11 protein-coding genes are annotated in these 14998 nt (G+C 42.5%); 5 read left to right on the forward strand and 6 right to left on the reverse strand.

Annotated features, from left to right (window positions below; translation table 11 throughout):
- The first annotated feature begins 424 nt into the window (after nucleotides 1-424).
- Together MUN53_RS17130 and MUN53_RS17135 are read left to right on the forward strand one after the other, a co-directional pair.
- Nucleotides 425-2758 carry a glycoside hydrolase family 20 protein gene (locus tag MUN53_RS17130; RefSeq protein WP_243326612.1) on the forward strand — a complete coding sequence of 778 codons (2334 nt, stop codon included), beginning with the start codon at nucleotides 425-427 and terminating at the stop codon, nucleotides 2756-2758.
- 146 nt (nucleotides 2759-2904) lie between these two features.
- Nucleotides 2905-3633 carry a class I SAM-dependent methyltransferase gene (locus tag MUN53_RS17135; RefSeq protein ID WP_243326613.1) on the forward strand — a complete coding sequence of 243 codons (729 nt, stop codon included), beginning with the start codon at nucleotides 2905-2907 and terminating at the stop codon, nucleotides 3631-3633.
- 59 nt (nucleotides 3634-3692) lie between these two features.
- On the opposite strand, the gene rnr is transcribed toward MUN53_RS17135, so the two are convergent.
- Nucleotides 3693-5858: a ribonuclease R gene (gene rnr, locus MUN53_RS17140; protein ID WP_243326614.1), complete on the reverse strand. Its 2166-nt coding sequence runs from the start codon at nucleotides 5856-5858 to the stop codon at nucleotides 3693-3695.
- 287 nt (nucleotides 5859-6145) lie between these two features.
- Here rnr and MUN53_RS17145 point away from each other — a divergent pair, with 287 nt between their 5' ends.
- Complete coding sequence (locus MUN53_RS17145; RefSeq protein WP_243326615.1) at nucleotides 6146-7834, forward strand: SulP family inorganic anion transporter; 1689 nt, start codon at nucleotides 6146-6148, stop codon at nucleotides 7832-7834.
- Between the two features lie 65 nt (nucleotides 7835-7899).
- Here MUN53_RS17145 and lpdA read toward each other — a convergent pair whose 3' ends face one another.
- Genes lpdA through MUN53_RS17160 form a run of 3 tightly spaced genes read right to left on the reverse strand, consistent with a single transcriptional unit; the run spans nucleotide 7900 to nucleotide 10093 of the window.
- The gene (gene lpdA / locus MUN53_RS17150; RefSeq protein WP_243326616.1) at nucleotides 7900-9243 is read right to left on the reverse strand and encodes a dihydrolipoyl dehydrogenase; all 1344 of its coding nucleotides are present in this window, start codon (nucleotides 9241-9243) and stop codon (nucleotides 7900-7902) included.
- Nucleotides 9244-9248: 5 nt separating this feature from the next.
- Complete coding sequence (locus tag MUN53_RS17155) at nucleotides 9249-9650, reverse strand: hypothetical protein (RefSeq protein ID WP_243326617.1); 402 nt, start codon at nucleotides 9648-9650, stop codon at nucleotides 9249-9251.
- Nucleotides 9651-9670: 20 nt separating this feature from the next.
- Nucleotides 9671-10093 (reverse strand): PH domain-containing protein, encoded by a 423-nt coding sequence (locus MUN53_RS17160; RefSeq protein ID WP_243326618.1) that lies wholly within the window; start codon nucleotides 10091-10093, stop codon nucleotides 9671-9673.
- Between the two features lie 454 nt (nucleotides 10094-10547).
- On the opposite strand from MUN53_RS17160, the gene MUN53_RS17165 reads away from it, so the two are divergent.
- Both MUN53_RS17165 and trxA read left to right on the forward strand, forming a co-directional pair.
- Nucleotides 10548-12170, forward strand: coding sequence for a DUF6377 domain-containing protein (locus MUN53_RS17165; RefSeq protein ID WP_243326619.1), 1623 nt, complete (start codon nucleotides 10548-10550; stop codon nucleotides 12168-12170).
- A 119-nt stretch (nucleotides 12171-12289) separates the two neighbouring features.
- Nucleotides 12290-12643, forward strand: coding sequence for a thioredoxin (gene trxA, locus MUN53_RS17170; RefSeq protein ID WP_022455341.1), 354 nt, complete (start codon nucleotides 12290-12292; stop codon nucleotides 12641-12643).
- 158 nt (nucleotides 12644-12801) lie between these two features.
- Here the strand turns inward: trxA and MUN53_RS17175 are convergent, their stop codons facing one another.
- Together MUN53_RS17175 and trmB are read right to left on the reverse strand one after the other, a co-directional pair.
- Nucleotides 12802-13911 carry an Mrp/NBP35 family ATP-binding protein gene (locus tag MUN53_RS17175; RefSeq protein ID WP_022455340.1) on the reverse strand — a complete coding sequence of 370 codons (1110 nt, stop codon included), beginning with the start codon at nucleotides 13909-13911 and terminating at the stop codon, nucleotides 12802-12804.
- A gap of 59 nt (nucleotides 13912-13970) precedes the next feature.
- Nucleotides 13971-14729, reverse strand: coding sequence for a tRNA (guanosine(46)-N7)-methyltransferase TrmB (trmB, locus tag MUN53_RS17180; protein WP_022455339.1), 759 nt, complete (start codon nucleotides 14727-14729; stop codon nucleotides 13971-13973).
- Between the last annotated feature and the right edge of the window lie 269 nt (nucleotides 14730-14998).

The following is a 14998-nucleotide window of genomic DNA, read 5'->3' on the forward strand; positions in this document are numbered from 1 at the left end:
AATATAGAAAATATTTCCATTACTTCTTTGATTTTTATTATTATCCCTTTGACTCTCTAAAGATAAATACTTTTTAAAAGGTCTGGAAGTTTGTAATGCGTCAGCCCTGATCCTATTGTCTTTTTACCGTTCCACCCAGGTGAAACGATCATTCCACCTAGGTGATACGATCGTTCCACAGTTGTGAGACGATCGTTCCACAAGGGTGGAACGATAAAAAATAAACGAGAAACACCTCTGATTCATCTACTATTCACTTCTATTTGAAGAGAATTTAGAATAGTCAATCATATCAAAAGCCTCATCAGAACAGAGAAAAATCAAGAATGTTGTCCTTGTTTCTTGCCCATTTAAAAACTTTTTAATACTTTGGCTGATAAAATCTGTTTAGATCTAAATCATCTAATTTATAAATATAATTATCATGCAAATTTTATCGAAGTTAAATCTTTTGGGATGGTCGCTAGCTGGTTTGCTAATGACAGCTTGTTCGAACCAGCCCACAACGGTTGCCAATTACGAAGTAGTTCCGATGCCGTTGGAAATCAACACCACACAGCAAGCTTCTTTCTTGTTGAAGAGCGGAATGACGGTTTATTATCCGGCAGGGAACGAGAAGATGCAGCGGAATGCCGAGTTCCTGGCTTCGTATGTCAAGGCACAAACCGGAATCGAACTGCAAGTACAGGCCGGTGAAGGAGGAAAAGGAGGTATCGTATTGCAACTGGGTTTGGCAAACGACAATCCGGAAGCTTATCAGCTGAAAGTAGATGCCAATCAGGTAGTAATCAGCTCGCCATCAGAAGCCGGTGTTTTCTATGGTATTCAAACCTTGCGGAAGGCAGTAGATGTTGCGGAAGGCAGCAACGTAGAATTGCCTGCCGTTGAAATCAAAGACCAGCCTCGCTTCGGTTATCGAGGTATGATGCTGGATGTAGGCCGTCATTTCTTCTCGATGGACGAGATCAAGACGTATATCGACATGATGGCTTTACACAATATCAACCGCTTCCACTGGCATTTGTCGGAAGACCAGGGCTGGCGTATTGAGATCAAGAAGTATCCGAAATTAACCGAAATCGGTTCGATGCGCAAGGAAACCGTAATCGGTCATAACTCCGGTAAATACGACGGTAAACCGTATGGTGGCTTCTATACGCAGGAACAGGCCAAAGAGATCGTAGCCTATGCAGCAGAACGCTATATCACGGTAATCCCGGAAATCGACCTGCCGGGACACATGCAGGCAGCCTTAGCCGCTTATCCGGAACTGGGCTGTACAGGCGGTCCGTATGAAGTATGGACACAATGGGGTGTATCCGACAATGTATTATGCGCCGGTAACGATCAGACCATCCAGTTCATCAAAGACGTACTGGCTGAAATCGTAGAGATCTTCCCATCTGAATATATTCACGTGGGCGGTGATGAATGTCCAAAAGTAAAATGGTCCACTTGTCCGAAATGTCAGGCCCGCATCAAGGCTTTGGGCTTGAAGAGCGACAACAAGCATACCAAAGAAGAACGTCTACAGAGTTATGTGATTCATGAAGCCGAAGAATTCCTGAACTCAAAAGGACGTAAGATGATTGGTTGGGATGAAACCCTGGAAGGCGGTCTGGCTCCGAATGCAACCGTAATGTCATGGCGCGGAGAAGCCGGAGGTATCGAAGCAGCCAAGCAGCATCATGATGTAGTCATGACTCCGAACACGTACTTATACTTCGATTATTATCAGTCGAAAGATACCGAGACAGAGCCGATGGCAATTGGCGGTTATCTGCCGATCGAACGGGTTTACAGTTATGAACCGATGCCGAAATCGTTAAGTCCGGAAGAACAGAAGTATATTGTCGGCGTGCAGGCCAACTTATGGACAGAATATATTCCCGACTTCAAGCAGGTACAATATATGGTATTACCGCGTATGGCAGCCCTGTGTGAATCACAATGGTGCGCACCGGAAAAGAAGAATTACGAAGCCTTCCTGCAGCGTGTCAGCCGTCTGGTCAATATCTATGCGAAGAACGGATGGAATTATGCTACACACATCTTTGATGTGATGCTGGATCTGAAACCCAATACCGAAACCGGTACGTTGGATGCCGTAGCCCGTACGATCGACAATGCTCCGATCTATTATACGTTGGATGGTAGCGAACCGACAACAGCTTCAGAGAAATATACAGATGTCATCAAGATTGACAAGCCTTGTACGCTGCGTACGGTAGCGATCCGCCCGTCTGGCAGTTCAAAGATCACCAAAGATGAAATCAGTTTCAGCAAATCATCCATGAAACCGATTACCATGTTGCAGCCAATCAACAAACAATATGAGTTCAGCGGTGCAACCGTACTGGTAGATGGTATGACTGGTAATATGAACTACAAGACAGGACGTTGGATTGCTTTCTATACCAATGACCTGGAAGCCGTTATCGATCTGAAAGAAGCAACAGAGATTTCATCTATGACGTTACATACCTGTGTGGAAAAAGGCGACTGGATCTTTGATACACGCGGTATTACCGTATCAGTATCCGACGATAACCAGACATTCAAGGAAGTAGCTTCTGAGGCTTATCCAGCTATGAAGGAAAGTGATCCGAACCAGATCTATACGCACGAGCTGAAGTTTGATCCGGTCAAGACCCGTTATGTCAAAGTAAAAGCCTTATCGGAACAGAAGATTCCGTCTTGGCACGGTGGAAAAGGAAACCCAGGCTTCCTGTTTGTTGATGAGATTATTTTGAATTAAGAACCTTAGGATGATATGCATTCATCCGGTTTTACTTATCATAGGAAGGTGTGTCAAAATCTCCGCTCCGTCTTTTGGGTACGGATGACATGGATGTTTCACTGGACACATCTTCCTAAATGCTATTAAAATCAGATTATAAGAAAATGAACGTATTTCCTTTCAACTATACTTGGCAAGAAACCATACTGTTCTACCGCTTCTTGCGTCATCGCAAAGGGTTCGGTGTACATTCCCCTTTTGCCTTTTCATTCATTACCAAAGTAATCGACGAGCGTTGCGGTTACTACTGTTATCAGGATATTGAACTGATCAGAAGGCAACTGGAACACAAAGGGAATAAGCTCGCCCGAAAAGACATCAAGCGTTCGCATGGCGAGTTATTGTTCCGTACAGTCAATTTCTTCAAACCGAAGAAGTTGTTGCAGATCGGTTCTCCGGCAGGAATTGCCTCATTATACTTAACCGCTTATGCGTCGGATGTAAATGCCATTGTCCTTGAAAAGGATGAAGCATCGGCAGAAACAACCAACTGGAGCCTGCAGAAGTATCATTCGAAGGTACAATTGTATCCGGGTGATTACGAACAGACGTTACCTGCTGCATTGCAGGATTTAGGGAAAGTGGATTTTGTTTTCTTCCAAGCAAGTCATGAGAAGGAAAAGAACCGGTTTTTCCTGGAAGAAACCATGAAACATATCCATCCGGATACCGTCTTTTTCCTGGAAGGAATTCGGGAAAACCAGGAAATGCGTACCCTCTGGCAAGAGATTTGTAACCGGAAGGAAGTCAGTCTGACATTCGATCTGTTCCATATCGGAATTGTCATCTTCCAACCCCGGTTTCACAAGAAGAATTATATGCTGTACTTCTAAAAGATTGTGTAGAGACAACAAAAAACCGCCAGAGAAAGTTTTTTCTCTGACGGCTATCTTTATACTAACTGGAAGTCCAACTGTTTCCGTTCGAGGTTTGCTTGCGCGACACGAATGGTTACCGGATCACCTAAACGATACTGATGTTTGTTGCGCCGGCCTATCAGACAATAATTCTTTTCGTCGAATTCATAGTAATCATCATCCAGATCACGCATCGGAACCAAGCCTTCGCATTTGTTTTCATTCAACTCAACATACAAGCCCCATTCAGTTACACCTGAAATCACTCCATCAAAGATTTGTCCGAGCTTGTCACTCATAAATTCCACTTGCTTGTATTTGACAGAAGCCCGTTCGGCATTGGCTGCCACTTGCTCCATAGACGAACAATGTTCGCAAAGCTCTTCATATTTCTTCTTGACCACACTTCTGCCACCTTGCATATACCGCTCCAATAAACGATGCACCATCATATCCGGATAACGCCGGATAGGAGAAGTAAAATGCGTATAATAATCGAATGCCAAACCGTAATGACCGATATTATCCGTAGAGTATTTCGCCTTCTGCATGGCTCGTATGGCTACGGTCTCGATCAGATTCTCCTCCGGTTTACCCTGTACCTGATCAAGCAAGGAATTGATGCCTTTCGAGATCTCACTCTTCTTACCGTCTGTCTTGAAGCGATATCCGAAACGACGGATAAAGGTGGCAAAATTCTCCATCTTTTCCGGATCTGGCAATTCATGGATACGATAGACAAATGTCTTCTTCGTTTTTCCTTTCGGCGGACGACCGATAAATTCGGCAACTGTCCGGTTGGCCAGCAACATAAACTCTTCAATCAGCTTGTTGGCTTCTTTAGAAACCTTGAAATATACGCTGATCGGCTTTCCGTCCTTATCAATTTCGAACTTCACTTCATACCGGTCGAAATTGATGGCACCGTTCTTAAACCGTTTCTCCCGTAATTTCTGGGCCAACTGATTCAAAGCCAGAATGGCTTCCTTGCAATCGCCTTCGCCCGTTTCAATAACCTGCTGCGCTTCTTCGTAAGTAAAACGGCGGTCGCTCTTGATCACTGTCCGACAAATACGCGAATTAACAACTTCCGCATCTGCATTCAGTTCAAAGATAGCCGAGAAGCAAAGCTTTTCCTCGTCAGGCCGTAAAGAACAGATCTGGTTACACAAACGCTCCGGCAACATAGGTATAGTGCGGTCTACCAAATAAACAGACGTAGCCCGCGATTCCGCTTCCCGATCAATCAAGCTTTCAGGCTTCACATAATGCGTTACGTCGGCAATATGCACGCCTACTTCCCAATTTCCATTATCCAGCTGACGGGCAGAAAGGGCATCATCAAAGTCCTTGGCATCTTTCGGGTCGATGGTAAACGTCAATACATTCCGGAAATCTTCCCGCTTGTCAATCTCTTCCTGCGGAATGGTATCCGGTATCTTATTAGCAGCCTTTTCTACATTCTCCGGATACTTATAAGGCAAACCAAATTCAGCCAGGATAGCATGCATTTCAGCATTGTTACTACCAGCTTTACCCAAGATGTCAATCACTTCTCCCAACGGATTCTTGGCATCGTCGGGCCATTCCATGATACGGACAACGGCCTTATCACCATTCTTTCCACCTTTCAGTTTGTCTTTCGGGATAAAGATATCATTCGCCAAGGTCTTGTTCTCGGTAATCAGGAAGGCAAAGCCCTTTGCCACCTGAAGTTTACCCACAAACACCCGTTCCTTGGATTCGAGAATCTCAACCACTTCGCCTTCCGGCTCAGCCCCTTTACGACGAGCAAACAACTGAACTTTCACGCGATCACCATCCATTGCATGAGCCGAGTTCCGTTCAGCAATGAATACAGGCGTCCCTTCTCCATCCGGAATAAATGAATTCTTTCCATTGCTTCGCCGGGTAAAAACACCTTCGGCAATCGTACCGATATTATTCAAATGATACCGCCCACGATCTACTTCCTTCAGGTAACCACCCAAAGCCAAATCTTCTAATATCGCCGAAACCTGTAATTTCTGCACTTGGCTTTCTACACCAATCTGCTTGCTTACCTGTTTATAATTGAGCGATAACGAAGGCGAGGATTCAAAACACGTCGTGATCAGACGAAGTAAATCGTCTTTTTTGATCCGTTTGCTTTTCCCCTTTTTCTCTTTATCTTTTTTCTTATCTTTCTTTTTCGTCTTCATAAGCAATATATCTAAAATCTAGGGCTTTATTTCTTTATATGAATCATCTAAGAGTTACTTTTGCCATAAAAATCCTTGTTACAAAAATACTTAAACTTTTTCATATTACCATTTCCCGTTTTATCTTTCTTCATACAAAGAACAAACAACCCAGCGGTAGTGTTCTCCCAAAAACCTATAATCTCAATAGTTACCGGACAGAAATAATATAAATAAAAACATTTATTCATATTTTATTACTACTTTTGCGCCTTCATTCAATAACAGGCAGAAAAAACATGAGTAAGATGAGTAATAAGATTGACTTTCAACCTAAATTATTCGAGTTATTCCGGAATTATTCAAAAACGGATTTCAGTACAGACTTAATGGCCGGAATTATCGTAGGTATTGTAGCGTTGCCGTTGGCAATTGCTTTTGGTATTGCTTCAGGTGTTACACCCGAGAAAGGTATCATTACAGCTATCGTAGCCGGATTTATCATTTCTCTGTTAGGTGGTAGCAAGGTTCAGATTGGCGGACCTACCGGCGCCTTTATCGTGATCATTTACGGAATTATCCAAGAGTACGGCATCGAAGGTTTAACTGTTGCTACTTTAATGGCCGGTATCCTATTGGTTCTGATGGGAGTTTTCAAACTGGGAGCTGTCATCAAGTTCATCCCTTATCCGATTATTGTCGGTTTTACAAGTGGTATCGCGGTTACGATCTTCACCACGCAGATAGCAGACGTTTTCGGTCTGAACTTCGACGGAGAGAAAGTTCCGGGCGATTTCATCGGCAAATGGCTGGTGTATGCCCGTCACTTTGATACAATAAACTGGTGGAATGCATTGGTTAGCTTTGTCAGCATCTTCATTATTGCCATTACACCGAAGTTTTCCAAGAAGATTCCGGGTTCACTGATCGCCATCGTTGTTGTGACACTGGCTGTTTATCTGATGAAAGTCTATGAAGGCATCACTACCATCGATACGATAGGCGACCGGTTTAGTATCCAGGCCCAATTACCGGAAGCTGTTGTTCCGGCATTAGACTGGGAAGCTGTCAAGAACCTGTTCCCGGTAGCTGTTACCATAGCGGTATTAGGCGCTATAGAATCTTTATTGTCGGCTACGGTAGCAGATGGTGTGATTGGAGACCGTCATCATTCGAATACCGAACTGATTGCACAAGGAATTGCCAACATTGTTTCTCCTATATTCGGAGGAATTCCGGCAACAGGAGCCATTGCCCGTACAATGACGAACATCAATAACGGAGGTCGTTCACCCATTGCCGGTATTGTTCATGCAGGCGTACTGTTACTGATCCTTCTATTCCTGATGCCATTGGCTCAATATATACCGATGGCTTGTCTGGCCGGTGTATTGGTTATTGTCTCTTATAATATGAGTGGCTGGCGTACTTTCCTGGCATTGATGAAGAATCCGAAGTCGGATGTAACCGTGTTGCTGATTACTTTCTTCCTGACAGTCATCTTCGATTTGACAGTAGCCATTGAAGTCGGTTTGCTGATTGCCTGCGTTCTGTTTATGAAACGTGTCATGGAGACCACCGAAATCTCTGTTATCCGCGATGAAATCGACCCGAATAAAGAATCCGACCTGGAAGTACACGAAGAACATCTTACCTTGCCGAAGGGTGTGGAAGTATATGAAATCAATGGTCCTTACTTCTTCGGTATAGCCACGAAGTTTGAGGAAATCATGTCGCAGTTGGGCGATCGTCCGAAGATCCGTATTATCCGTATGCGTAAAGTACCTTTCATTGACTCAACAGGTATTCATAACCTGACCAATCTGTGTGTCATGTCGCAGAAAGAAAATATTCACATTATCTTATCGGGTGTAAATGACAAGGTACATAAAGTATTGGAACGTTCCGGATTCTATGAACTATTGGGCGAAGACAATACTTGCAGCAATATCAATGAAGCTGTGGCAAAAGCCTGGGAAAGCGTAGAAAAGAAATAAGGCTTATCAAGAAAACAGCCAATGGACACAACAAAATAAGTATCCATTGGCTGTTTTTATATACATTATAATGCTTCTTTTATAATTTCACCTACCGTCGGATGTGGGAAAACAAATGATTTGATTTCTTCGGCCTTCATGCCTTTCTCAATGGCCATTCCAGCAATCACTATCAGCTCTGAAGCTGGATTACCCAATAAATGCGCACCGATCAACGTACCGTCTTCAGCCAGAATTAACTTACAAACTCCATTTCCCATTTCATTCTCTGCCACGAAACGACCGGAGAATGCCATCGGTATTTTCTTTACCTGATAAGGAGTTCCGCTGGCCTGCAGTTCTTCTTCTGTCTTACCAACACCGGCAATTTCCGGATTCGTATAGACAACGCCCGGGATAGCCTTATAACTCATGGCACGGGCTTTCCCTAAAATATGATCGATAGCCACTTCCGCTTCGCTGACAGCTGTATGAGCCAGTAAAGAAAATGCCGTAATATCACCGCAGGCATATACATTAGGCAAGGAAGTTTGCATGTATTCATTGACCTTTATGCCATTGCGGTAAGGCTCTAAAGCCAAGGTTTCCAAGCCAAATCCTTTCGTAACCGGACGGCGGCCTACGCTTAACAACACCTTTTCACCGTGTAACGTAAAGCTTTCCCCGTCTTTTTCCACCGTTACTTCCTGTCCGTGAATACCTGTTACCTTATGTCCCAGATAGAATTTAACCCCACGCTTGGCATATTCAGCCTGAAGCATATCAGATAATTCCTTATCCATCGGACCCAAGATCTTATCGAGCATTTCGACTACCTGAACTTCCGTTCCCATACTGTTGAAGAACGAAGCGAACTCCATTCCGATCACACCGCCACCGATGATGATCAGAGAAGCCGGCAACTCTTTACTCTGCAAAGCTTCCCGACTCGTCCAGTATTCCGTTTCATTGACTCCTGGAATCGGAGGAATGACCGATTCAGAGCCTGTACATACCAACAGGTTCTTAGCTTCGTAAACCTGTTCAGTACATTGGAGCAGGATATTTCCTTCATCCGTTTTCCCTTGGATCATGGCTTCTCCGGTAATGACTTCCACACCGCTTTCTTTCATCTTCATGCGGATGCCGGCCGTCAGCTTTTTCACTACTTTATTCTTCCGGGCAATGATTTTCGGATAATCAAAAGAAGGATTCTCTGCGCTCACCGCATATTTGGATGCATGCTTGATCTGATCGTACGTCTTAGCTGAATACAGCAATGTTTTGGTTGGTACGCAACCTTCATTCAAACATACGCCACCTAAGGCATTCTTCTCGAATAAGACAGTTGATAAACCACCTTTAGCTGCTTTTTCGGCAGCAGTATATCCGGCGGGACCACCACCGATAATGGCTACATCGTATTTCATGTTCATTAGATTAATTGAATTAATATATTCGGATTAATTTCTTTCAATATCGCTGTAAAACGTTGTTCATCCTGCGGATAAAAGTTCCGCTTTTGCTCTTTTCCTGCTTGGATCGAATAATAAACGGTAAGGCCTTTATGCGGTTGTCCGGTTTGATGAATCTGCGTGATATAAAGAATCGGGATAATGCCTGATCCACCTTGCAAATTGTTTGTTTCCGTAATACTATACGGCATAAACACCACCGCATACAAACCTCCCAAAGGAACAGCCAGCCAAATACCCATGTTCAGCAGTTCGTTCGAAATAATTCCTACGATCACACAGAGCAGAGCATAAACGGCATAAATAAGAATCCACCGATAGAGTTTCGGATTCCGGTAATCTTTTTTCAGCTGTGCTTTCATAATAATACCTTTAATGATCGTTACATGATAGAAGGTTCCTTTACTTGAATATCCGGGTTATACTTTCGGAGACACTTCAGAAATTCTTTTTTATTCACCGGCGATATCAATAACCATTGCTGTTCTCCTTTATAAATAATCAGCCGGTCCAAAGACAAAGCATAACTTGAAACAGGCAGGGCAGTAGGCTCGACAGCCGCAATTTCTTCTACCTTGAGTTTCTTTTCTGGAAAGAAACTACAATGTACGATCAACTCGCCGTCTGCTGTTATCTTATACCAGGTAGTCAGCATCAAGTGAATCAGGAATAAAGTAACCAACAGTAAAGTAATCATTCTTCCCGGACTCTGCCCCTGAACAAAAGACAACACTGTACATATCCCCATGATCCAGATGATCATATGATACCACCATCCTATTTTCGATTTGAATGTTCTATCCATATAGATTCCACTATTAATGGGGTATGTAAACCCCGATTTACATTTGAGCTTGCAAGTTACAAAAAGTATTTGAAAAAAGAAACCTCTATGCCTACCTGCATCACGCAGCCAAACATAGAGGATAAGTTTTGATTAAGCACTAATTTGTATCTTTGGAGAAAAAAGTCTTAGAGCGTCAACCTATTTTCAATCATCTATCAATGACTAAAAATAGCTTTTTTCTCTTTTTCCTATTTTTACATTTGCAAAAATAGAGCACGATAAGACTCTTTTTATTCCAAGTAAATAAGATATAAATATACTAAAGGCTTAAAATATTGATTATCTTTCATTTTTAATAATACCCGAAGTCAAAAATATAAATCAAATATGTAATCCAAACCACATAAAATAGCTTTTTAAAGATAAAATAATTACCTTTACAGCGCTTGACAACATTTAATACCAGTAAATCATGTTTCGTCTGTTTCCGTGTATCTTATTTCTGATCTTATGTTCTACCTTGAATGCGCGTCCGTCATATACAGACAGTTTACGCTTAATGCTGCAGCAGCTGGATCAAGTGGTAGAAAACCGAAGTATTTATGACAACAGGAAAGAACAGAAAATAGAGAGACTGAAAGAATCCATCCCGTTGGCAGGAAACGACTCCGTACGTTATGAAATTTATAATAAGCTATTCCGGGAATATTTTAACTACCAAACCGACTCGGCCTTACATTACGTTTCCTTAAAAGAAAACCTGGCCAAAGCCAAGCATTGGGATTATGAAGACGAACTGCGTATGAACCGTTCGGAACTATTTTCTACCATGGGTATGTATAAAGAAGCCATAGACATGCTGGAAAAAATTGATTCAAAGAAACTATCAACAAGTCAATTGCGATATTATTATTCCATGTGGAATTCACTATACGGATTGATTGCCGGCTATTCGCTGACACAAAAAGAGCGGGATATCTATTATCAGACTTCTACCATGTATAGAGACTCGTTAATTCCTTTATATTCTCCGGATGTAGAAATATACTATCGGTTACAGGCCGGGCAATTCATTGCTAGAAAAGCCTATCAAGAAGCCGTTGACGTTCTCAAAAGCGTCCCTGCTGAATTATTGGAAGGCCATTCCATCGGATTGGTAGCTTTCGATCTCTCAACCGCCTATGAAGGATTAGGAGATACAGAGCAAGAGATGTATTATTTAGCGAAATCGGCCATCGTCGATTTAAAATTGTCCATCAAAGAATATATTGCCTTGCACAAACTGGCTTACCTGCTTTATCAGCAAGGTGATATCGAACGGGCTTATAAATATCTGAACCGCTCAATGGCTGATGCCGTTTTCTGCAATGCTCGTTTTCGGGCAATCAGTATCACCCAATCTTATCCCATTATCGACCAGGCTTACCGGATTAAATCGGCACAAGAGTTGCAATTACGTCAAATATTAATGTCTATTTCTTTAGGAGTTTCACTTTTGCTCGTCGGTATGGTCCTCTATATTTACAGGCAAATGCGAAAACTGAAGGTAGCCCGTCTGGATTTGAGTAAGATGAACGAGCAACTGCAACATGTCAACAAGCAGTTGTATAAAGTGAACCAAGAGCTTTCATCGGCCAATCTGATTAAACAGGAATATATCGTACATTATCTGGATCAATGTACCATGTATTTGGATAAGATGGAAAATTATCGCCGTTCCTTAGAGAACCTTTCGATCTCCAAAGACCTGAAAGCCCTGTTTAAGGCTATTAAATCAGAATCGTTTATCACGGAAGAACGAGAGAAGTTCTACAAAAGTTTCGATGAAACATTCCTGAGTCTGTTTCCTCACTTTGTAGAGTCTTTAAATGCTCTTTTACGGGATGACGAGCAGATTCATCCACATCCCGGAGAATTACTATCAACCGAATTACGCATATTCGCCTTAATCCGCTTGGGAATTACCGACAGCAACAAAATTGCCCGTTTTTTACGCTACTCATTGACTACGATCTACAACTATCGGAGCAAAGTGCGTAACAAAGCCAAGGATAAAATGCAGTTTGAAACACAGGTAGGACAGATACAAAGCTGATCGTTCCATGATAGCATATAAAAGAAATTGATTGATAGATAGAAATTATATATTTGACATACAACTACATATTTCTTATTTTTGTATTAGTAAGAAACATAAATATAGGAGGGAATAAAATGAGTGTATCATATCTGAACAAAGAAGACTTTACCACAAAGGTAGCCAATGTATGGAATGGTGGTGAATGGAAATATTTAGGAGATAAACCGGCTATTATTGACTTCTTCGCTACTTGGTGCGGACCCTGCAAGGCCTTGTCTCCGATTTTAGAAGAGGTAGCCGACAAATACAAAGATCAGATTTATGTGTATAAAGTAGATGTTGATCAGCAAGAAGAACTGGCAGCTCTTTTCAATATCCGGTCTGTACCTTCATTACTGTTTATCCCGATGGAAGGTAAACCTAAAATGGGACGCGGCGTTATGCCTAAGTCGGATCTGGAATATGCCATCAAATCAGTTCTTCTGTAAAACAATCATCAAATTGGAAGAGAATACCATCCATATTGAAAATAAAAATAGCGGGAACCAACAGTAATTCCCGCTATTTTTATTTGTTGCCATCACCTCATCGTTCCCAGTAAAATGTCGTGTGGAAACGATCGAGGATAGATATATGGTTATCCCATTTATTTCTTTGTTACATGTACACGCTGGGTAGGAGCTAAATGCTCATTGCGATAATCAATTTCCTTCACAACCTCCTGAGCCAAATCCAAGAAAGCACGTCCGGTAATACTATCCGGATTCAGAGCGACAGGCTTTCCTTCGTCACCACCTTCGCAGATACTCTGAACAATAGGAATTTGTCCCAGCAATGGAATATGCAGTTCTTCAGCCAGACGCTTTCCGCCTTCTTTACCGAAAAGATAATACTTGTTTTCCGGAAGTTCGGCAGGAGTAAACCAGGCCATGTTTTCAATCAGTCCCAATACCGGAACATTCACCTTATCTCCTGTAAACATACTGATTCCTTTACGGGCATCTGCCAAAGCCACTTCCTGAGGTGTACTGACAACAATTGCCCCAGTAATTGCCAACGTCTGCACCATGGTCAGATGAATATCACTTGTTCCAGGAGGCAGGTCAATCAGGAAGTAATCCAGTTCGCCCCAGTTGGCATCTCCAATCAACTGTTTCAAGGCATTACTTGCCATGGCTCCACGCCACAATACGGCATCTTCCTTGTTCACAAAGAAACCGATAGAAAGCATCTTCACCCCATAGTTCTCAGCAGGTTCAATCAGTTCACGACCACCAACTTCCACCATATAAGGACGGGCCTCTTCCAAATTGAACATCTTAGGTTGCGACGGACCAAAAATATCCGCATCGAGCAATCCGACTTTATAACCTAATCCGGCCAATGCTACTGCTAAGTTGGCTGCTACCGTACTCTTACCTACGCCACCTTTTCCGGAAGAAACAGCAATGATATTCTTCACTTCAGGCAGCAATTTGTCCGGTTCAGGACGTGCCAACTGGCGAGCCTTAACCGTAATATTATTCTTAATGTTGACATCCGGACTTACATACGTCAGGATAGCTGTTTCGGCAGCTTTTACCACCGAACGGATAAACGGATCGTTCGGTTTATCGAAAAGGAGGGAGAAGGTTACATTCATACCGTCGATACGAATGTTGTCTTCCACCATGCCCATTTCAATCAGGTCTTTGCCTGTTCCCGGATAACGCACTGTCTTAAGCGCATCCAGAATTAATTGTGGATATATAGTCATACGAACTTAATTTATTTCGTTTTTAATTCTCGTTTATTTTGAAAACGATTCTCACAAGTTTATTTTCCGGAAGCCAAAGCACTCCGCTTGCTCCGGTTAAAGCTCCGGTAAGCATCGTATTCGATTTCTACTTCGGGTTCTATCCATTCTTCCCGCTCTTCACAAACAAACTGGATATACTTAATGTTCAAGCCACGGTCCAGCCATTGCTGTTCGTAATAGGTCCGGATGGAGAGAATCTCGTCGGCCTGTCCGCTGTGATACAAATCATCCGTCAGCACCTTGACCGGAAGATGATTGACTTTCGCCATCTCACAAGTATAGGTAAACATAAAGTTACTGTCCGTCTTGAGGTGAATCAGGCCATCACCCGATAAGATTTCCCGGTATAACTTCATAAAGCGGGTAGAAGTCAGTCGTTTGTTTACCTTTTTCATCTGAGGATCAGGGAAGGTAATCCAGATTTCCGACACTTCGCCCGGAGCAAAGAAATGAGCAATCAGCTCAATGCTGGTCCGAAGGAAGGCCACATTCGTCATGCCGCTTTCCAACGATTCCTTGGCACCACTCCACATACGGGCACCTTTGATATCTACTCCAATAAAGTTCTTCTCCGGGAACAACCGTCCGAGTCCGACCGTATATTCCCCTTTACCACATCCCAGTTCGAGTACGATCGGATGATCATTTTTGAAGAATTGCTCATTCCAATGCCCTTGCATCGGGAAACCCTGTTCCTTCAAAACACCGAACGGATATTGAAACACATGCGGATAACCCGCCATGTCATCGAATTTAGCTAATTTATTCTTTCCCATGTTGCAAAGATACTACTTTCCGATTCTTCAAGAAACGAAATCACAAGAAGATATAAGCATTTCAATAAAAGGCACAAAGTTGCGACCCCGTTACGAAGTTATTTTTATATCCTTACTTTTTAATTGTTTGACAGATGTCGTAAAGTTTTAGCATATTTGTCAAAAAGCTTTAGCACAGATGTGGAAAAGCTTTAGCACAGATGTCAAAAAATTAATTTCCTATAGGATTCCAGGGCTGACGCATTACAATCATTTTTTACTGGAATCTA

This window comes from Parabacteroides faecalis (genome assembly GCF_022809355.1).
GTDB classification, from domain to species: domain Bacteria; phylum Bacteroidota; class Bacteroidia; order Bacteroidales; family Tannerellaceae; genus Parabacteroides; species Parabacteroides faecalis.

Coding starts and splice junctions, on each gene's coding strand:
- MUN53_RS17130 (WP_243326612.1), top strand. CDS start 425: ATGCAAATTTTATCGAAGTTAAATCTTTTGGGATGGTCGCTAGCTGGT.
- MUN53_RS17135 (WP_243326613.1), top strand. CDS start 2,905: ATGAACGTATTTCCTTTCAACTATACTTGGCAAGAAACCATACTGTTC.
- rnr (WP_243326614.1), bottom strand. CDS start 5,858: ATGAAGACGAAAAAGAAAGATAAGAAAAAAGATAAAGAGAAAAAGGGG.
- MUN53_RS17145 (WP_243326615.1), top strand. CDS start 6,146: ATGAGTAATAAGATTGACTTTCAACCTAAATTATTCGAGTTATTCCGG.
- lpdA (WP_243326616.1), bottom strand. CDS start 9,243: ATGAAATACGATGTAGCCATTATCGGTGGTGGTCCCGCCGGATATACT.
- MUN53_RS17155 (WP_243326617.1), bottom strand. CDS start 9,650: ATGAAAGCACAGCTGAAAAAAGATTACCGGAATCCGAAACTCTATCGG.
- MUN53_RS17160 (WP_243326618.1), bottom strand. CDS start 10,093: ATGGATAGAACATTCAAATCGAAAATAGGATGGTGGTATCATATGATC.
- MUN53_RS17165 (WP_243326619.1), top strand. CDS start 10,548: ATGTTTCGTCTGTTTCCGTGTATCTTATTTCTGATCTTATGTTCTACC.
- trxA (WP_022455341.1), top strand. CDS start 12,290: ATGAGTGTATCATATCTGAACAAAGAAGACTTTACCACAAAGGTAGCC.
- MUN53_RS17175 (WP_022455340.1), bottom strand. CDS start 13,911: ATGACTATATATCCACAATTAATTCTGGATGCGCTTAAGACAGTGCGT.
- trmB (WP_022455339.1), bottom strand. CDS start 14,729: ATGGGAAAGAATAAATTAGCTAAATTCGATGACATGGCGGGTTATCCG.